Source organism: Methylopila sp. 73B (assembly GCF_000526315.1).
In the GTDB taxonomy this organism is placed as follows: domain Bacteria; phylum Pseudomonadota; class Alphaproteobacteria; order Rhizobiales; family Methylopilaceae; genus Methylopila.
In genome coordinates this window covers 1,058,974-1,077,014 of record NZ_JAFV01000001.1, presented here as the reverse complement: position 1 = coordinate 1,077,014, position 18,041 = coordinate 1,058,974, and the positions used below count along the sequence as shown (strand labels likewise).

Sequence of the window (18,041 nt, the reverse complement as noted above, 5' to 3'; positions counted from 1 at the left end):
TCCGCTATATGCGAAGACGACATGATGATCACTGCAACCGCCGACCTCGCCGCCGCCTGCGCCCGCTTCGCCCGCTCCCCTTTCGTGACGGTCGACACCGAGTTCCTGCGCGAAACCACCTTCTGGCCGAAACTCTGCGTCGTGCAGCTCGCCGACGCGGAAGGCCCAGTCGTGGTCGACGCGCTCGCGCCGGACCTCGACCTCCAGCCGCTGTTCGACCTGATGGCGAACGAGAGCGTGCTGAAGGTGTTCCACGCCGGGCGGCAAGACATCGAGATCTTCCATCATCTCGCCGGGCTCGTGCCGCACCCGGTGTTCGACACCCAGATCGCCGCCATGGTGCTGGGCTTCGGCGACAGCGTGTCCTACGACCAGCTGGTGCAGCGGACGACCGGCGTGACGCTCGACAAGTCCTCGCGCTTCACAGACTGGAGCCGTCGCCCGCTGTCGGACGACCAGATCACCTACGCCATCGCCGACGTCACGCACCTCCGCACGGTCTACGCCAAGCTCTCGGCCGATCTCGTGAAACGCGGCCGGACGGAGTGGCTGGTCGAGGAGATGGAGGTGCTCACCTCCCCCGCGACCTACCGCGCCGAGCCGGACGAGGCGTGGCAGCGGTTTCGGTCGCGCGTGAAGAAGCCGCGCGACCTCGCCGTGCTGATGGAGGTCGCAGCTTGGCGCGAGCGGGAGGCGCAGGGCCGCGACGTCCCGCGCTCCCGGGTGCTGAAGGACGACGCCCTGCTCGAGGTCGCAACCCGCGCGCCCAAGACCGCCGACGCGCTGGGCGGCCTGCGCACCTTTCCGCGCGGCTACGAACGTTCCCGAGCCGGCCAAGAAATTCTGGAGGCGGTCGCGCGCGGGCTCGCGCTCGATCCCGCAAGCCTGCCGGAGATCGATCGCGACCGCGGCGCGGCGGGCGCGAACCCTGCGACCGTCGAGCTGCTGAAGGTTCTGCTTCGCATGATCGCGGAGCAGAACGCGGTCGCCGCCAAGATCATCGCGAACAGCGACGACCTCGAGCGTATCGCCGCCGACGACGCGGCGGAGGTGCCGGCCCTGCACGGCTGGCGTCGCGAGCTGTTCGGCGAAAAGGCCCTCCAGCTGAAGGCCGGCGAGCTTGCGCTCGCGGTCGAGCGCGGACGCGTGGTGACGCTCGCGCGCGATCCGGCGGAGGATGGTCCCTTGCCCGCCCCGCAGCCCCGCCGCCGCCGCGGCGGCCGGGGCGAACGCGCCGCCGAGCCGGCGAGCGCGCCCGTCGTCGCCGACTGACCGGCCTGGTCCCGGCTCAAGGCCGGGACACGAATGGGATAGCGGTTCAGATCTCGATGATCGCGGTCGGCCGTCCCAGCATCTTGCCGAGCTTGGCCAGGCGGTTCCGCAGGCGGTCGCTGGCAAGGTCGCCGAGTTCAGCCGGCAGCCGGAGCGTAAGGACGCCCTTGCGCATGGTGAGCGGGGCGCGGGGCAGCACGTCCGGCACCGAGGCCGACACGAGGTAGCCCACCCGCATCGCGCCGCCGAGGATGCGGGCCCGGTCGAGGATGCGCGTGGAGGCGATCTCGCGGATGCGCGGGCTCGACTCGTCATCGAGCAGGCCCATGTGGCGGTAGTAGACCGCCAGCGCGATGAAGGCGCGGCCGGGATGGTCAAGCCCCGTCAGCGCGGCATGGGCGATGGTCTCGAGGCTCTGCTGGCCGCGATAGTCGGGATGCGCGCGCCAGGCGATGTCGGCGAGATGGCAGGCGGCGTGCCGCCAGCGCTTCTCCTCGGCCTCCTCGTCGAGATCCACGCTGCGGAACAGGCGGTCGGTCCAGTCCACCAGATCGAACCCGTGCCGGGGCGCGCGCGAGCGGAGATACCCAAGATCGACCGCGGTGCTGATCAGTGGATCCTGGCGCCGGCCGTCGTCGTCCAGCAGCTCGAACAGCAGCCCTTCGCGGACGCCGAGCGCGGACATGATGACCTCGTTCGGCTTGCCGATACGGATGATGTGCTCGAGCACCAGCGCGCCATAGGCGAGCAGCGGGCGACGCTCGGACGATACGGTCGAGACGCCCGGCAGCGTCTCGGGATCGACGCGGCGCACGAGGCGGCAGAACTCCAACGCCTCCTTGGCCGGGATGGTGTAGCCGTGGAGGACGTGCAGCGGGTAGTTCTTCTGCACCATGTGCATGTGGGCGAGCGCGCGCCAGGTGCCGCCGACGGCGTAGAACGTCCGGCCTTTCAGCTTACCGAGCGCCGCGACGCCTTCGAGCGCGTCGCGGACCAGCCGGTCGGCCTTCTTGATCGAGCGCTCGGAGGCGTCCTGCAGCCGCAGGCCGCCGAGCGGGTGGGTGGAGCCCTCGCCGACCTTCGTCTTGGAGATGTTGACGAGCTCCAGGCTGCCGCCGCCGAGGTCGCCCACCACGCCGTTCGGCCGGTAGACGCCGGAGACGACGCCGAGCGCCGACAGCTCCGCCTCGCGCTTGCCCGACAGCAAGCCGACCTTCACGCCGCAAATGTTTTCGGCTTCGGCGATGAAGGCCGCGCCGTTCTCGGCGTCGCGCGCGGCGGCGGTCGCCAACACGTAGAGCCGCTCGACGCCCATGCCGTCGCTCAGCGCGCGAAACCGCCTCAGGGCCGCCAGCGCTTTCGCCATGCTGGCGTCCGACAGCTTGCCGGTGACCGCGACGGAGCGGCCGAGCGCGCACAGCTCCTTCTCGTTGAACAGAGCGGTCGGGGCGCGGGTGAGGCCCTCGTAGACCACAAGACGGACCGAGTTCGATCCGATGTCGATGATCGCCACCGGCGCGCCGCACGGCAGACGCCCCGGCGGCAGGGCGCGCTTGGGGGCCGGAGCCTTGCGTCCGGCGTCGACGACGTCCGTCGGGGCGAGCGAAGCCTCAGCCACGCTTGGCCAACCGTCTCGGTGAGCTTGTCTTCACGGATTTCCCTCGTCCCGAAAGGCTCGGATTGGTCATGAAGTATTGGTGCGCGTTGAAGGGCTCTTCGCCCTCCACGGGCACGATGCGGCGCGACGTCCCGTCCGGCAACAGCGCCCAGCTCTGTTGGTTGTCCTTGAGGTTCGCGACCATGATCTGGTCGAGCACCTGCTCGTGCACGGTCGGATTGAGGATCGGCAGCATGGCTTCGACGCGGCGGTCGAGGTTGCGCTGCATCAGGTCGGCCGAGGAGATGTAGACGTGCGCCTGAGGCGACGGCAAGCCGAAGCCGGCGCCGAAGGCGTAGATGCGGCTGTGTTCGAGGAACCGGCCGACGATCGACTTCACCCGAATGTTCTCGGACAGCCCCGGGACGCCAGGCCTCAGCGAGCACATGCCGCGGACCACGCAGTCGACCTGCACGCCGGCGCGGCTCGCGTCGTAGAGCGCGTCGATGATCTCCGGGTCGACGAGACTGTTGCACTTCACCCAGATCGCGGCGGGACGGCCCGCCTTCGCATGGGCGATCTCCTCCTTGACGTGGCCGAGGAAGCGCTTGCGCAGGGTGTGCGGCGAGGCCGCCATGCGCTCGAGCTCCGCGGGCTCGGCGTAGCCCGTGATGAAATTGAACAGCCGCCCGACGTCGCGTCCGATCACCGGATCGGCCGTGAAGAACGACAGGTCGGTGTAGATGCGCGCGGTGATCGGGTGGTAGTTGCCCGTGCCCACGTGGCAGTAGGTCGTGAGCCCGCCGCCCTCGCGGCGCACCACCAGCGACAGCTTGGAGTGCGTCTTCAGCTCGATGAAGCCGAAAACGACCTGCACGCCGGCGCGCTCCAGATCGCGCGACCAGCGGATGTTGGCCTCCTCGTCGAAGCGGGCCTTCAGCTCCACCAGCGCCGTGACGACCTTGCCGGCTTCGGCCGCCTCCGCGAGCGCCTTGACGATCGGGCTGTCGGACGAGGTGCGGTAGAGCGTCTGCTTGATCGCCACCACGTTCGGGTCGCGCGCCGCCTGGTTCAGGAACTGCACCACCACGTCGAAGCTCTCGTAGGGGTGGTGGACGACGATGTCCTTCTCGCGGATCGCGGCGAAGCAATCGCCGCCGGCGTCGCGGACGCGCTCGGGGAAGCGCGGGTTGTAGGCCTTGAACTTGAGGTCGGGCCGATCGATCGAGACGATCTGGCTGAGGTCCCCCAGCGCCAGCACCCCATCGACGACAAACACCTCGTCGTCGGACACGCCGAGCGCGGCCACCACGAAGGCCCGCAGCTCCGGCGGCATGGTGTTCTCGATCTCCAGCCGGATCACGGACCCACGCCGGCGCTGCTTCAGCGCGCTCTCGAACAGCCGGACGAGGTCCTCCGCCTCCTCCTCCACTTCGAGATCGCTGTCGCGGATCACCCGGAAGCCGGCCTGCGCCTTGACCTCGTAGCCCGGGAACAGGCGCCCGATGAACAGGCCGATCACCTGCTCCAGCCCGATGAACCGGGTGACGCCGGGCTCACTCTCCGGGAGGCGGATGGCGCGGTCGATTCGCGCGGGGATGCGGATCAGGGCGTTCAGCGGCCGGGCGTCGCGCTGGCGGGCGAGCTGCAGCGCGATGGTGAGGCCGAGGTTGGGAATGAACGGGAAGGGATGCGCCGGGTCGACCGCGAGCGGGGTCAGGACCGGGAAGACGTAGTTGAGGAAGTAGTCCTCGATCCAGACCCGCTCCGTCCGCGACAGCGCCGAGGCCTCGAGCAGAAAGATGCCGGAGGCCTCCAGCTGGGTCCGAAGCTCCAGCCAGCGGATCTGCTGGTCGCGGGCGAGCGAGGAAACGACCTCGCCGATCTTCACCAGCTGCTCCGCCGCCGACAGGCCGTCGGGGCTGGTCTCGACCAGGCCCGAGCGAAGCTGGCCGCGGAGGCCGGCGACGCGGACCATGAAGAACTCGTCGAGGTTGTTCGCGGAGATCGAAAGGAAGCGGAGCTGCTCGAGCAGCGGATGCGAGGCGTTCGACGCCTCCTCCAGCACGCGGCGGTTGAACCAGATCCAGGAGATCTCGCGATTCACGAAGCGCGAGGGATCGCCCTGGCGATCCGAGGCGGCCGGCTCGGGCGCCGACTCCAGCTTGGCTTCGGCGATTGCGGCCCGGGGCGGCACGCTTGCGATCTCGGCCATCGGCTCAGTCTCCGTCGGTGTCGGCGCGGCCGGCGGAGGCGCAGGCTTCCGGGCGCGGCGCGGTTGGATACGACGAACGGGTGACGGTTTGGCGACGTCCATCTTCAGTCTTCCTGGTGCCTCATGCGGGCGAGGACGTCCGCGGCGAGGCCCCGGCCGACCGGCCTGCTCCGCGCGAGCGATTCCCGATCGAGGGCGTCGACGAGGTCGCTGAGCGCGCCGAGCGACCGCTCGGCATGGCGCGCGACGTATTCGACCACATCCGCCTCGACTACAAGCTGACGATCGTCGATCAGCTTCACAAGCACCGCCTTCATGGTGGCGTCGTCCGGCACCTGCAGCCGCGCGACGGGCAGAGCGCGCAGGCGGGAGGCGAGGTCCGGCAGCCTCGGCCAAAGCGCGGTCGGGACGCGTCGCGCCGTGACGAGGAGGTGCGCCCGGCGCTCCCGCGCGAGGTTGAGGGCGTGGAACAGCGCGTTTTCGTCGGCGCCCTCGGCGCCGTCGAGCAACACCCGCGGCTCGTCCCCGCCCGAGCGGAGCGCGGCGATCGCTTCGTCCGGCGTCAGCGTGACCGCGGCGCCGCTCGCCCGCGCCCAGATCGCGCCGAGATGGCTCTTGCCGGCCCCGGGGCCGCCGACGAGCAGCAGCAGCCGGTCCGGCCAGCGCGGCCATCCCGTCACCAGCGCATGAGCCTCGGCGTTCGGCGGGGCGACAAGGAAATCCTCGTCGCCGAACCGCGCCACGTGGGGCAGCGACAGCGGAATCTGACGCGGCGCGTCGCGAACCATGCGGCGGCTCAGACGACGTCCGCGGAGGGCGCGGGCGGCGGAGCCGCGATCGCCTCGGCCGGCTTCGCCGGGGTGAACTTCGGGCCGAACAGGCTCGCGCCCGAGGGGCCTCCCGGAAGCACCGCGGGACCTTCCTCCCCCGTAAAGAACGGGCTTTCGAGGTAGCGATCGAGCGCGAACCGGACGAGCACGCCGACGGCTGCGGCCAGCGGCACCGCGACGAGCAAGCCGACGAAGCCGAAGAGGTAGCCGAAGGCGACGAGGGCGAACATCAGCCACACCGGGTGGAGGCCGACCGATCGACCGACGAGGCGGGGCTGGAGGATGTTGCCTTCCACGAACTGGCCGAAGACGAAAATGCCGAGCACGAGCGCGACCATCGTCCAGTCCGGCCAGAACTGGACGATCGCGACCGTGACCGAAACGATCAGGCCGGTGATCGACCCGATGTACGGAATGAACCCGATCAGACCGGCGCCGAGGCCGATCAGCAGGCCGAAGTTGAGCCCGACCATGCTGAGGGCGATGGCGTAGAAGGTCCCGAGCAGCAGGCACACCAGCGCCTGGCCGCGCACGAAGCCGGCGACGCCGCCGTCGATGTCGCGCGCCAGCCGGCGGATCGTCTCGCGGTGCCGCAGCGGCGTCCAGCTGTCGACCGTCTCCACCATGCGGTCCCAGTCGATGAGCATGTAGAAGGCGACGACGGGGGTGACCACGAGAAGGCTCAGGATCGACATCAGCGCCTGGCCGCCGGTCCAGAGCGAGGCGAGGAACGACGTCGCCCAGTTGACGCCCTGGCTGACGAACGAGCCGAACGAAGATCGCAACTGGCCCATCCCCTGCCCCACCATGCGCTCCACCCAGGGCTGGCTCGACACCAGCTCCTGAAGCTTCTGCACCGTCTGCGGCAGGCGCTCGATGAAGCTCGCGAGCTGCGATCCCAGCAGCGGCGCGACCAGCATGATGACCGCGACGAACAGCACCAGCACCGAGGCCAGGATGACCACGGTCGCGGCGATGCGGGGCAGGCCGAGCCGCTCCAGCCGGTCCGCGATCGGATCGAGCAGATAGGCCAGCGCGAGGCCGGCCACGAAGGGCAGGAGGATGCCGGAGAACAGAAGCAGGAAAATCGCCAGGACGGCGAGCGCCCCCAGCCAGAACAGAAGCTGCCGTTGCAACGTCATTGATCGACTTTCGCTGACGGCCCCGGGGCCAGGGCCGCGTCGGGCCCGGCTTTGCGTTTGCGCGCCCGCAGAAACGCCTTCGCAGTCGCGAAATATGCTCCCGCCGCCCCGAGGGTCAAGACGCCCACTGGGCGCCGTCCCAGCAGACCCGCGGTTGCGCGCATTCCGGCGTCGGTCTAAGGGGTCGACCCAAAGCGACGCGGAGCTGAGATCCATGGCCGAGAGCACGAAAACCGGCGGCGGCCTGACCTATGCGGACGCGGGCGTCGACATCGACGCCGGCAACGCGCTGGTGGAGCGGCTGAAGGCGCTCGTGCGCGCGACCCGGCGGTCCGGAGCGGACGCGGAGATCGGCGGCTTCGGCGGCCTGTTCGACCTGAAGGCCGCAGGCTACGTCGACCCGATCCTGGTCGCGGCCAACGACGGCGTCGGCACCAAGCTCAAGATCGCGATCGAGACCGGCCTGCACGACACCATCGGCATCGACCTCGTCGCCATGTCGGTCAACGACGTGGTGGTCCAGGGCGCCGAACCGCTGTTCTTCCTGGACTACTTCGCCTGCGGCAAGCTCTCGGGCGACACGGCCTACGAGGTGGTCAAGGGCATCGCCACCGGCTGCATCGAGGCGGGCTGCGCGCTCGTCGGCGGCGAGACCGCCGAGATGCCGGGCATGTACGCCGACGGCGACTACGACCTCGCGGGCTTCGCCGTGGGCGCGGCCGAGCGCGGCAAGCTGCTGCCGCGCCGCGACGTGACGGCGGGCGACGTGCTGCTCGGCCTCGGCTCTTCCGGCGTCCACTCCAACGGTTACTCGCTGGTCCGCCGCATCGTGGCGAAATCGGGGCTCGGCCTCGACACGCCGGCGCCGTTCGCGCCCGAGACGACGCTCGGCCGCGCACTGCTCACGCCCACCAAGCTCTACGTCCGCCCGCTGATCGCCGCCCTGAAGGCCGGCCACGCCGTCAAGGCGCTCGCGCACATCACCGGCGGCGGACTGCCGGACAACCTTCCGCGCGTGCTCCCGGATGGGCTGGGCGCCGAGATCGACCTCTCGGCGATCGCGGTCCCGCCGGTCTTCAGCTGGCTCGCGAGCGCGGGCGGCGTGGCCGAGCCCGAGATGCTGCGGACGTTCAACTGCGGCGTCGGCATGGTCGTCGTTGTCGGCGCCGACGAGGCGGCTTCGGTGGAGGCCGCGCTGAAGGCCGAAGGCGAAGCGCCGGTCCGCATCGGCGAGATCGTGACGATCTCCCGCGCCGACGATCCGGTGCGCTTCACCGGCGCGCTCGCGTTGCACGCGCCGACGCCATGAGCCGGCTGCGCGTCGCGGTCCTGGTCTCCGGCCGCGGCTCCAACATGGCGGCCCTGATCGACGCCGCCGCGGAGCCGGAATTTCCGGCTGAGGTCGTGGCCGTGATCTCGAACCGTCCGAACGCCGGAGCGTTGGCGGTCGCCGCGCGCGCCGGCATCGCGACCGCGGTCGTCGATCACAAGGCCTACGCGGACCGCGCGACCTTCGACGCCGCGCTCGACGCCGCGCTGCGGGAGGTCGCGCCGGACCTCGTCTGCCTCGCCGGCTTCATGCGCATCCTGACCGACGGCTTCATCGCGGGCTGGGCGGGACGGCTGATCAACATTCACCCGGCCCTGCTGCCGAGCTTCAAGGGGCTCGACACCCACGCCCGCGCGCTCGCCGCCGGGGTGAAGCTCCACGGCTGCACCGTGCACGTGGTGACGCCCGAGATGGACTCCGGCCCGATCATCGCCCAGGCGGCGGTGCCCGTGCTCGACGGGGACGACGAGGACGCGCTTGCGGCCCGGGTGCTCGCCGCGGAGCATCTGCTCTACGTCCGGGCGCTGAAGCTCTGGGCCCAGGGCCGCGTCCGGCTCGACGGCGACCGCGTGAGGGTCGACGCCGGGGACGACGCCAACGCGACGGCCCTGATCTGGCCCTGAGGGTCTTAGAGCGATCTCGGCGCTAGCGAGCGGCGCCTCACGCGGCATAGCCCCAGACATCTGTACGAAGCAGAACGGCCGGCGCGTGAGCGCCGGCCGTTCTCGTCTCTGGTTCACCTGTTGGGGAAAGTGCGAGGAGCCCGGAGGCTCCTCGCGCCCGGCCCTACGAGGCGTCCTTGATCGTGCCTTCCACCGTCGCGTGACGGCGGCGCTTGATCACGAAGGCGACGGCGAGCACGAGGATCGCGCCGGCCGCGGCCGCGGCGTAGTGCAGCCACTTCACCGCCGTGACGCCAATGTCCTGTTCCGGATCGGGCACCAGCAGCGACGGGTCGAAGCCCTTCAGCCAGTTGATGACGACGACGTCGCCCAGGATCATCTCGCCGGCGATCCAGCCCAGCAGGGCCGCGCCGATCCACACCAGGATCGGGAACTTCTGCAGAATGGCGCTGAGCAGGGTCGAGCCCGCGATGATCAGCGGAATCGTCAGCAGCAGGCCGAAGATGAAGAGCTCGGGATGTCCCTTCGCCGCCGCGGCGATCGCGACCACGTTGTCGAGGCTCATCACGGCGTCGGCGATCGCGATGGTGCGCACCGCGCCCCAGAGGTTGGCGCTCGCTTCGACGTCCGCGTGATCCTCCTGCTCGTCGGTCGCGAGCTTGATCGCGATCCAGAACAGCAGCAGGCCGCCCGCCACCTTCAGGAAGGGCACGCCCAGCAGGAAGGTGATGAAGAAGGCGAAGATGATGCGCAATCCAACCGCGGCGCCGGCGCCGAGCAGGATGCCGAGCTTGCGTTGGTCGGCCGGGAGCTTGCGGCAGGCGAGCGCGATGACGACCGCGTTGTCGCCCGACAGCAGCAGATCGATCCAGATGATCTGCAGCAGCGAGATCCAGAACGTCGGCTGATCGAACGCGAAATTGAATTCCATACGCATCCCCCTAAGCCGCACGTTCGCGGCGCACGTTTGACGTTCAAGGCGAGCCCGGAGCGCGGCCCCTCCGGGTCACGCCCCTGTCGCGGCGTCCCTCAGGACGTCGCGCTCTGACGGCCATTGCGGGTCTTCGCCCGCCGGACGAGCCATCCGACCGCCACCACCACGACCGCCAAGGTGACGGCGGCCGTCGTCTCCCAGCTGTGGACGTACTCGCCGCCGAAACGGTCGACCAACGCGACGTCGTCCACCAGCATCTCGCCGGCGACGAAGCCGAGAAGCGCGGCGCCGGCCCACACGATCAGCGGGAACCGGTCCATGACCGCGAGGATGACGGCGCTGCCGGCGACGATCATCGGCACCGAGATAACAAGACCGGCGATGAGAAGCCCGAAGTGATCGCCGGCGACGCCCGCGATCGCGATCACATTATCGAGACTCATGACCACATCTGCGACAGCGATCGTGCCGACTGCGCGCAGCAGGCTCTCCGACGTCTTCACGTCGCCCTCGGCCTCGTCGTTGGGCGTCAGCAGATCCACCGCGATGTAGAGCAGTGCGAGCGCGCCGACGATCTTGAGGTACGGCACCCCGAGCAGCGCCACGATGATGACCGTGAACAGGATGCGGAGCGCGATCGCGACGCCGGCCCCGAGGATCATCCCCATCTTGCGCTGGCCGCCCGGCAGCCCGCGGCAGGCCATGGCGATCACGACCGCGTTGTCGCCGGACAGGAGGGCGTTGATCCAGATGATCTCGCCCAGCGCGAGCCAGTCCACCGAGCCGAGATTCATCGTCTGCCTCTCAAAAGAAACGACCGGCGCGTTTTGTCGCACGCCGGTCGCACGGCCGCCAGTCGTGGCATGCCGTATTCTGGAAGATGAAAGTCGGCTCAGCCGACGATTTCTTCGTCCTTGAAGAAGTAGGCGATCTCCTCCTTCGCGGTCTCCGGCGCGTCGGAGCCATGCACCGAGTTGGCCTCGATCGACTCGGCGAGGTCCTTGCGGATCGTGCCCTCGGCGGCGTTCGCGGGGTTGGTCGCGCCCATCACGTCGCGGTACTTCGCGACGGCGTTCTCGCCTTCGAGGACCTGCACCACCACCGGGCCGGAGATCATGAAGCTGACGAGGTCGTTGAAGAACGGCCGCTCCTTGTGGACCGCGTAGAAGCCTTCGGCCTGCTCCTTGGTGAGCTGCAGGCGCTTCTGGGCGACGACGCGCAGGCCCGCGGCCTCGATGTAGGACAGCACCTTGCCAGTGATGTTGCGGCGGGTCGCGTCGGGCTTGATGATGGAGAAGGTGCGCTCGAGAGCCATTGGATCGCCTCGTGGTCTGGAAGGATGCGCGCAAGCCCGGCCTGAAACCGGCCGCCCGCCGCGCGAGAAACTGCGGAAAACGCGCGGGCTTATAACGTGACGAGGGCGGCGGCGGAAGGGTCTGCGGCGCCCAGACCAAGCGGCGCTCGTGCGTTTTCGAGGCCGAAACGACTGCGGCGGACCACCGGCCCGCCGTTTCGTTCCGCCGATCGCGGCTTTGCGCGTTCGGGCGGCGTTACTTGCGCGCGACGGTCTGCGTGGGAGCGCCGCTCGCGATGACGTTGCCGCCGAATGAGACGGCCGTCGCGCCGCTCTTCACGACGAGGTCGGTCCCATTGCGAAGGATGTTGTCGGCCAGCGTCACCTCGTTTCCGTCGCCGACCGCGGTGACGCCTCGAATGTTGCCTTCGATCAGGCTCCGGGACACGGCGACCTGATTGGTCCCCGCCGCAGCGGCGACCCGAACGCCGTCCGCGCTGCCCGTCAGGAACGACTCGTCGATCACCACGCGCGCTCCGTCGAGGCCCGACGCGAAGACGGCGTTGTCGCTGAAGTTCCGGATCGCGCATTTGCGGATCGTGAGCCTGCCGCTTCCGATCATCCGCACGCCGTTGACGCCGGCCGGGCTCGCCGTGTTGGCCAATCCTTCAATGTCGAGCCCCTCGAGCAGGACTTCCGATCCCGCGGGAGCGTTGACCGTGACCCCGTTCCCGGCCGCCAGCAAAACGCCGGCGTTGTGGACCGAGACGATGCTGATCGACTTGGTGATCGTCACGGCGCCGAAGCCGCCGGGATCGAGCGTGTTGATCTCGCCGCCCGCCGCCGTTTTGGAGATCGCGCCTGCGAAGGTCTTGCACGGCGCCGTGCGGCTGCACGGATTGACGTCGTCGCCGACGCCGGAGACCCAGGTGCGCGTCGCCTGCGCGAAGGCCGACGGCGCCTGGAAGACCGCGGCGGCCGCCACGATCGCGAACAGAAGAATTCCCCGAATGCACATTCTACGTCCCCCGACATGTCATGCGGAGGGCACTATGGCTGAATTCCAAGCAAGAACAGCAGGCGGACGCTTAGACTTTAGAAAGGTCTTACGGTCTGGCGGCCGCCAGTGGACCGCGCGGTCTCTTCCGCGTCGGTCAGACGGCGGCGAGGTCGTTCACGAGCCGCGCCGCCTCTTCCATCAGCCGGGGCTGCCGGACGCGGCGGATGCGTTCGGCCTGAAGGATGGCGCGCACCCTGTTGAGGCAGTCCTCGAAATCCGCGTTCACGACCACGTAGTCGTACTCGCCGACATGGTTGATCTCGACGGCGGCGTTGCGCAGGCGGCGGTCGATCACCTCCGCGGAGTCCTCGGCGCGCCGTTCGAGCCGCGAGCGGAGCTCCTTGGCGGAGGGCGGCAGCACGAACACGGTCGCCACGTCGCTGCGCATCGCGCCGCAGATCTGCTGGGCGCCCTGCCAGTCGATGTCGAACAGCACGTCGCGCCCTTCGGTCAGCGCGGCCTCCACCGGCGCGCGCGGGGTGCCGTAGAAGTTGCCGTGGACTTCGGCCCACTCCAGCAACTCGCCCTCGTCGCGCATCGCCTCAAACTCGCGCTGGCGGATGAAATGGTAGTGCACGCCGTCGGCCTCGCTCGCGCGCTTGGGCCGTGTCGTGGCGGAGATGGAAAGCGTGATCTCCTTGTCGGTGTCGAGCAGCGCGCGGGTGAGCGTCGACTTGCCGGCCCCGGAAGGAGAGGACAGGATCAGCAGGACTCCACGGCGCGCGGGGCCGGTCTCCAAAGGCGCCATGTCGGTCACTCCACGTTCTGGACCTGCTCGCGGAACTGCTCCACGACGGCCTTGAGCTCGAGACCGATCGCCGTGAGGCTGCGGTCGTTGGACTTGGCCGACAGCGTGTTCGACTCGCGACCGAACTCCTGCGCCAGGAAATCGAGCCGCCGACCGACCGCGACGCCCTCGCCGAGGAGCTGGCGGGCGGCCGCGACATGGGCGACGAGCCGGTCGATCTCCTCCCGTACGTCGGCGCGGGTCGCGATCAGCGCGGCCTCCTGGTGCAGCCGGTCGGGATCGAGCGCGACCCCGGTCCCGACGAGCGCCTTGACCTGATCGGCGAGCTTCTTCGCCACCGCCTCGGGCCGCCGCGCCGGGCAGGCGTCGGCGTCGGCGGTCAGCGTCTCGATGGTCGCGAGGCGCTCGGCGAGGATCGACTCCAGCGCCGCGCCTTCGCCTGCGCGCGCCGCCACCAGGGCGTCGAGCGCGACCGAGAAATCCGCGAGCACCGCCGCCTCCAGCGCGGCGCGCTCCTCGAGGTCGTCTTCGGGTTCGACGAACTCCACCACGCCGCGCTGGGCGAGCAGTCCGTCGATGGACACGGGTCCGGCGTCGGGCAGCCGTTCCGCGATCGCCCGCGCCGCCGCGACGACGGCCGCCAGCGCCTCTTCGTTCACGCGCGCGACGCCCGTCCGCGTGGGTCGGTCGACCGTCAGGGTCGCATGCACCGTCCCGCGATGGAGCCGGGCGCCTGCCGCCTGCCGCGCGGCCGGTTCGATCGCGTCGAAGCCCGGCGGGGTCCGCAGCCGCAGGTCGAGCCCTTTGGCGTTGACGCTGCGGATCTCCCAGGTCCAGCTCAGGTCGCCGCGGCTTCCGGCGAGGCGCGCGAAGCCTGTCATGCTGGCGAGGGGCATGGATCGTTCTCCAGGCTCGCGGCGCCCGGTCGAACCCGTTCACGCCGCAGATGTCGATCGTGCGGCGGCGACCGGGCCGGCCTCAGCCGCCGCGGCGCCGCTCCGGTCTGGCGGGGGGCGTCGAGGACGCCGGAGCGGCGCCCGAGGGCGGGGTCTCGGCCGCCGCGTCGTCAGGCTCCGGGGCCGCGTCGTCGGGCGCCACGCGGTCGGCGGGCGCGCCGCGCGTGCGCTCGATCTGGCGCCATTTCTGGACGTTGCGGTTGTGCTCGAGCAGGGTCTTGCCGAAGGCGTGGCCGCCGGTCCCGTCGGCGACGAAGTAGAGCTCGCCGGTCTTGGCCGGCTGCGCCGCCGCTTCGAGGGCCTGACGCCCGGGGTTCGCGATCGGACCCGCGGGCAGCCCGGTGATCACATAGGTGTTGTACGGCGTGCGCGACTGGATGTCGGTGCGCGTGAGGCTGCGCCCGAGCGTGGCCCGGCCGCCGACGAGGCCATAGACGATCGTGGGGTCGGACTGGAGCCGCATGCCCTTGGTCAGCCGGTTGACGAACACGGCGGCGACCCGCGCGCGCTCTTCGGCGACGCCGGTCTCGCGCTCGACCAGCGAGGCCAGCGTGACGAGGTCCGCCGGCGTCTTGACGGGCACGGCGGGGTCGCGCTCGCGCCACACGCGCTCCAGCAGATCCTTCTGCTCTTGCTGCATGCGGGAGACGAGCTGCACGCGGGACATGCCGCGGGTGTAGCGGTAGGTCTCCGGCAGCAGCGAGCCCTCCGGGGGAATTTCGCGGACGTCGCCCGTCAGCAGCGGCGCCTCGCGCAGGCGCTCGACGATCTGCAGGCTGGTGAGGCCTTCCGGGATCGTCAGCGCGTGCTCGATCGCCTTGCCGGAGACCAGGATCTCCATCGCCTCGCGCATGGAGACGCCGGCGGGAAAGCCATACTCGCCGTAGCGCAGCTTGTCGTTGTTGCGGTAGAGCCGGACGCCGATCTCGAACACCTTGGGGTGGTCGATCACCCCGGCGCGCGCGAGCTGGTCCGAGATCTCGGAGACGCCTTGGTTGCGCGGTATCAGGATCGAGGTTTCCTGCGCCAGCGGTCCTGGCTGATCGAAGGTCACCTTGCCGTAGTAGAACGCGCCGGCGGCCGCGAGCGCGACGAGGCTGAGGAAGGTGAATATGCCGCTGAGATAGCCGACCACGGCGCCGTGCCGTCGGCGCGCGCGCTTCTTCGCAGGGGGCGGAGGCGGCGGGGTCTCGGGGCCCTTAGAGGCCACCCGGCGGTCCGCCGGCGTCGCCTCGGCCTGCCCCGCGACGGGCGGGGCCGGCTTCGGCGCCGCGGTCCTCGGCTGCGACGTCGGGGTCACGGGCGTGACCGGGACGGGACGCTTGTTCTCGGAAGCCGTGCCCTCGTCGGTCAACGCGGCCCTCCAGGCCTTGCGGGCGGCTTGCGCGCCGCCGTGAGTCGTCCGTTCAACGCCACTCTAGGCGCGAATGTGGCGAATCTCGCCCGCTGCTCAGGCGTGATGGCGGCGGAACACCAGCGACGCGTTGGTGCCGCCAAACCCGAACGAGTTCGAGAGCGCCACCTCGATCGGCAACGGCTTCGCCGTCTTCGGAACGAGATCGATCGCGGTTTCCACCGAAGGGTCTTCGAGATTGAGCGTCGGCGGCGCGATCTGGTCGCGGATCGCCAGCAGCGAGAAGATCGCCTCGACCGAACCTGCGGCGCCGAGCAGGTGCCCGATCGCGGATTTGGTCGAGGACATCGTCATCTCGGACGCGGCGTTGCCGACGAGCCGGGTGACGGCCCCGAGCTCGATCTCGTCGCCGAGCGGCGTCGAGGTGCCGTGGGCGTTGATGTAGTCAACCTCGCCCGGCGAGACGCCGGCGCGCTTCAGCGCGGCCGTCATGCAGCGATAGGCGCCGTCGCCGTCGAGCGACGGCGAGGTGATGTGGTAGGCGTCGCCGGACAGGCCGTAGCCGACGACTTCGCCGTAGATCTTGGCCCCGCGCGCCTTGGCGTGCTCGAACTCCTCGAGCACGACGACGCCGGCGCCCTCGCCCATGACGAAGCCGTCGCGGGCGCGGTCGTAGGGCCGGGAGCCGCGTTCCGGCTCGTCGTTGAAGCCGGTGGAGAGCGCCCGGCACGCGGCGAAGCCGGCGACCGCGAGGCGGCAAACCGGCGACTCCGTGCCGCCCGCCACCATCACGTCGGCGTCGCCCAGCGCGATCAGCCGAGCGGCGTCGCCGATGGCGTGCGCGCCGGTGGAGCAGGCCGTGACGACCGCGTGGTTCGGTCCTTTCAGGCCATGCTTGATCGAGACATGGCCGGAGGCCAGGTTGATCAGGCGGCCGGGGATGAAGAACGGCGACAGGCGGCGCGGACCCTTGTCGCGAAGGACGTGGGACGCCTCCTCGATGCCCTGCAGGCCGCCGATGCCGGAACCGATCAGGACGCCGGTCGCGTAGCGCTCGTCGTCCGTCTCGGGCTTCCAGCCGCTGTCGGCGAGGGCCTGGTCGGCGGCGGCGACGGCGAAGACGATAAAGTCGTCGACCTTCCGCTGCTCCTTGGGCTCCATCCAGTCGTCGGCGTTGAACGTCCCGTCGGACCCGTCGCCGCGTGGGATGATGCCAGCGATCCGTGCGGGCAGGTCGTCGACCTGGAACTGATCGATCTTCCGGACGCCGCTTTCGCCCGCCAGAAGACGCTTCCAGACCGTCTCGACGCCCGACCCGAGCGGGGTCACAAGGCCCATGCCCGTGACGACGACGCGCCTCATGCCGTCGCTCACAGGAACTGCTTTCCGTTCACCATGCCACCCGCCGGTCGCCGATCATCGAGCAGGATCAAGCCTGCGCGGCGTTCTTCTCAAGGAACTTGGTCGCGTCGCCGACCGTCAGGATGGTCTCGGCGGCGTCGTCCGGGATCTCGCAGCCGAACTCTTCCTCGAAGGCCATCACCAGCTCGACGGTGTCGAGGCTGTCAGCGCCGAGGTCGTCGATGAAGCTCGCGTTCTCGGTGACCTTGTCGGCGTCGACGCCGAGATGCTCGATCACGATCTTCTTCACGCGTTCGGCAATGTCGCTCATCTACGTAATCCTTCGATGGTTCTCGTTCGGAAGATCGTCTCGCCGGAACACTGCGCCCGACGATCTCGTCTTGAGGCGCGAATCTTCCGAGAGGGCTTTTTGAAGGCGGAACGCGGTTCCGGCAATCCCTTTTCGTCGTGGCGCGAACAGCGTTGGGGATCCCGCAGTTCCGTGTCGTTCCAGACGCCCCCACAAAGGACCGGCGTCTGGTATCATGTCGCATGGCCGCACGCCAGTCGCCGGGCGTCCGCCGTCCCTAAGAGGGACGGTCAGATCATCGCGATGCCGCCGTTGACCTGCAGCGTGTGGCCGGTGACGTAAGAGGCTTCGTCGCTGGCGAGATAGACCGCGGCCGCCGCGATCTCCGCGCCCTGGCCGAAACGGCCGAGCGGGATGTGGGCGAGCGAGGCCTCCTTCTGCTTCTCGTTCAGCGCGTCGGTCATCGGGCTCTCGATGAAGCCCGGCGCGATGCAGTTCACGGTGATGCCGCGGCTCGCGACCTCGGCCGCCAGCGACTTGGTCATGCCGATCAGGCCGGCCTTCGAAGCGGCGTAGTTGCCCTGCCCCGGATTGCCGGTGACGCCGACCACCGAGGTGATGCCGATCAGCCGGCCGCGGCGGCGCTTCATCATGCCTTTGACGGCCGCGCGGTAGAGCCGGAAGCCTGCGGTGAGGTTCACCGCGATCACGTCCGCCCACTCGTCGTCCTTCATCCGAAGGAACAGGTTGTCGCGGGTGATGCCGGCGTTGTGGACGACCACGTCGAGACCGCCAAGCGCGGCCTCGGCCTGGCCGGGAAGCGCGTCCACGGCGGCGCCGTCCTTCAGGTCGGCGGGGAGAACGTGCGCGCGCTCGCCGAGTTCGGCGGCCAGGGCCTCCAGCGCCTCCCGGCGCGTGCCCGACAGCGCGACGGCCGCGCCTTGCGCGTGCAACGCCCTGGCGATGGCGCCGCCGATGCCGCCGGTCGCGCCGGTGACGAGCGCCGTGCGCCCGGTGAGATCGAACATGAGCTTT

At 69.8% G+C, this 18,041-nt stretch carries 17 protein-coding genes; 3 read left to right on the top strand and 14 right to left on the bottom strand.

What is annotated here, in order from left to right:
* The first annotated feature begins 21 nt into the window (after nt 1-21).
* A complete protein-coding gene (rnd, locus tag K244_RS0105260; protein WP_020185203.1) occupies nt 22-1,272 on the top strand; it encodes a ribonuclease D in 1,251 nt (416 codons plus the stop codon).
* A gap of 46 nt (nt 1,273-1,318) precedes the next feature.
* Here the strand turns inward: rnd and ppx are convergent, their stop codons facing one another.
* The 4 genes from ppx to K244_RS0105240 all read right to left on the bottom strand — a co-directional run bounded on the left by ppx (nt 1,319) and on the right by K244_RS0105240 (nt 7,056).
* A complete protein-coding gene (gene ppx, locus K244_RS0105255) occupies nt 1,319-2,785 on the bottom strand; it encodes an exopolyphosphatase (protein ID WP_155931944.1) in 1,467 nt (488 codons plus the stop codon).
* Between the two features lie 97 nt (nt 2,786-2,882).
* Nucleotides 2,883-5,084: an RNA degradosome polyphosphate kinase gene (locus K244_RS0105250; RefSeq protein ID WP_020185201.1), complete on the bottom strand. Its 2,202-nt coding sequence runs from the start codon at nt 5,082-5,084 to the stop codon at nt 2,883-2,885.
* 104 nt (nt 5,085-5,188) lie between these two features.
* On the bottom strand, nt 5,189-5,872 hold the full coding sequence (locus tag K244_RS0105245) for a DnaA/Hda family protein (protein WP_020185200.1): 684 nt from the start codon (nt 5,870-5,872) through the stop codon (nt 5,189-5,191).
* Between the two features lie 8 nt (nt 5,873-5,880).
* On the bottom strand, nt 5,881-7,056 hold the full coding sequence (locus tag K244_RS0105240; RefSeq protein WP_020185199.1) for an AI-2E family transporter: 1,176 nt from the start codon (nt 7,054-7,056) through the stop codon (nt 5,881-5,883).
* Between the two features lie 214 nt (nt 7,057-7,270).
* Here K244_RS0105240 and purM point away from each other — a divergent pair, with 214 nt between their 5' ends.
* Both purM and purN read left to right on the top strand, forming a co-directional pair.
* Nucleotides 7,271-8,365 (top strand): phosphoribosylformylglycinamidine cyclo-ligase, encoded by a 1,095-nt coding sequence (gene purM / locus K244_RS0105235; protein ID WP_020185198.1) that lies wholly within the window; start codon nt 7,271-7,273, stop codon nt 8,363-8,365.
* A complete protein-coding gene (gene purN / locus K244_RS0105230) occupies nt 8,362-9,009 on the top strand; it encodes a phosphoribosylglycinamide formyltransferase (RefSeq protein ID WP_020185197.1) in 648 nt (215 codons plus the stop codon). The genes purM and purN overlap by 4 nt, the downstream gene beginning before the upstream one ends.
* Nucleotides 9,010-9,172: 163 nt before the next feature.
* Here the strand turns inward: purN and K244_RS0105225 are convergent, their stop codons facing one another.
* The 10 genes from K244_RS0105225 to fabG form a co-directional block, all read right to left on the bottom strand.
* The gene (locus K244_RS0105225) at nt 9,173-9,940 is read right to left on the bottom strand and encodes a TerC family protein (RefSeq protein WP_020185196.1); all 768 of its coding nucleotides are present in this window, start codon (nt 9,938-9,940) and stop codon (nt 9,173-9,175) included.
* A gap of 98 nt (nt 9,941-10,038) precedes the next feature.
* Nucleotides 10,039-10,737 (bottom strand): TerC family protein, encoded by a 699-nt coding sequence (locus K244_RS0105220; RefSeq protein WP_020185195.1) that lies wholly within the window; start codon nt 10,735-10,737, stop codon nt 10,039-10,041.
* Nucleotides 10,738-10,835: 98 nt separating this feature from the next.
* Nucleotides 10,836-11,258, bottom strand: coding sequence for a nucleoside-diphosphate kinase (gene ndk, locus K244_RS0105215; RefSeq protein WP_020185194.1), 423 nt, complete (start codon nt 11,256-11,258; stop codon nt 10,836-10,838).
* 235 nt (nt 11,259-11,493) lie between these two features.
* Nucleotides 11,494-12,255 (bottom strand): right-handed parallel beta-helix repeat-containing protein, encoded by a 762-nt coding sequence (locus tag K244_RS0105210; RefSeq protein WP_020185193.1) that lies wholly within the window; start codon nt 12,253-12,255, stop codon nt 11,494-11,496.
* 136 nt (nt 12,256-12,391) lie between these two features.
* The gene (gene gmk, locus K244_RS0105205) at nt 12,392-13,045 is read right to left on the bottom strand and encodes a guanylate kinase (protein WP_036306259.1); all 654 of its coding nucleotides are present in this window, start codon (nt 13,043-13,045) and stop codon (nt 12,392-12,394) included.
* A gap of 5 nt (nt 13,046-13,050) precedes the next feature.
* The gene (locus K244_RS0105200) at nt 13,051-13,941 is read right to left on the bottom strand and encodes a YicC/YloC family endoribonuclease (RefSeq protein ID WP_020185191.1); all 891 of its coding nucleotides are present in this window, start codon (nt 13,939-13,941) and stop codon (nt 13,051-13,053) included.
* Nucleotides 13,942-14,023: 82 nt separating this feature from the next.
* Entirely contained in the window at nt 14,024-15,355 is a 1,332-nt protein-coding gene (mltG, locus tag K244_RS0105195; RefSeq protein WP_020185190.1) for an endolytic transglycosylase MltG, read from the bottom strand.
* A 96-nt stretch (nt 15,356-15,451) separates the two neighbouring features.
* On the bottom strand, nt 15,452-16,717 hold the full coding sequence (gene fabF, locus K244_RS0105190; RefSeq protein WP_024816325.1) for a beta-ketoacyl-ACP synthase II: 1,266 nt from the start codon (nt 16,715-16,717) through the stop codon (nt 15,452-15,454).
* A gap of 67 nt (nt 16,718-16,784) precedes the next feature.
* Entirely contained in the window at nt 16,785-17,027 is a 243-nt protein-coding gene (locus tag K244_RS0105185) for an acyl carrier protein (RefSeq protein ID WP_020185188.1), read from the bottom strand.
* A 269-nt stretch (nt 17,028-17,296) separates the two neighbouring features.
* Nucleotides 17,297-18,034, bottom strand: coding sequence for a 3-oxoacyl-[acyl-carrier-protein] reductase (fabG, locus tag K244_RS0105180; RefSeq protein WP_020185187.1), 738 nt, complete (start codon nt 18,032-18,034; stop codon nt 17,297-17,299).
* Nucleotides 18,035-18,041: the final 7 nt, after the last annotated feature.

Coding starts and splice junctions, on each gene's coding strand:
- ndk (WP_020185194.1), bottom strand. CDS start 11,258: ATGGCTCTCGAGCGCACCTTCTCCATCATCAAGCCCGACGCGACCCGC.
- K244_RS0105250 (WP_020185201.1), bottom strand. CDS start 5,084: ATGGCCGAGATCGCAAGCGTGCCGCCCCGGGCCGCAATCGCCGAAGCC.
- K244_RS0105210 (WP_020185193.1), bottom strand. CDS start 12,255: ATGTGCATTCGGGGAATTCTTCTGTTCGCGATCGTGGCGGCCGCCGCG.
- K244_RS0105225 (WP_020185196.1), bottom strand. CDS start 9,940: ATGGAATTCAATTTCGCGTTCGATCAGCCGACGTTCTGGATCTCGCTG.
- K244_RS0105200 (WP_020185191.1), bottom strand. CDS start 13,941: ATGCCCCTCGCCAGCATGACAGGCTTCGCGCGCCTCGCCGGAAGCCGC.
- rnd (WP_020185203.1), top strand. CDS start 22: ATGATGATCACTGCAACCGCCGACCTCGCCGCCGCCTGCGCCCGCTTC.
- fabG (WP_020185187.1), bottom strand. CDS start 18,034: ATGTTCGATCTCACCGGGCGCACGGCGCTCGTCACCGGCGCGACCGGC.
- K244_RS0105245 (WP_020185200.1), bottom strand. CDS start 5,872: ATGGTTCGCGACGCGCCGCGTCAGATTCCGCTGTCGCTGCCCCACGTG.
- gmk (WP_036306259.1), bottom strand. CDS start 13,045: ATGGCGCCTTTGGAGACCGGCCCCGCGCGCCGTGGAGTCCTGCTGATC.
- K244_RS0105185 (WP_020185188.1), bottom strand. CDS start 17,027: ATGAGCGACATTGCCGAACGCGTGAAGAAGATCGTGATCGAGCATCTC.
- K244_RS0105220 (WP_020185195.1), bottom strand. CDS start 10,737: ATGAATCTCGGCTCGGTGGACTGGCTCGCGCTGGGCGAGATCATCTGG.
- purM (WP_020185198.1), top strand. CDS start 7,271: ATGGCCGAGAGCACGAAAACCGGCGGCGGCCTGACCTATGCGGACGCG.
- purN (WP_020185197.1), top strand. CDS start 8,362: ATGAGCCGGCTGCGCGTCGCGGTCCTGGTCTCCGGCCGCGGCTCCAAC.
- fabF (WP_024816325.1), bottom strand. CDS start 16,717: ATGAGGCGCGTCGTCGTCACGGGCATGGGCCTTGTGACCCCGCTCGGG.
- K244_RS0105240 (WP_020185199.1), bottom strand. CDS start 7,056: ATGACGTTGCAACGGCAGCTTCTGTTCTGGCTGGGGGCGCTCGCCGTC.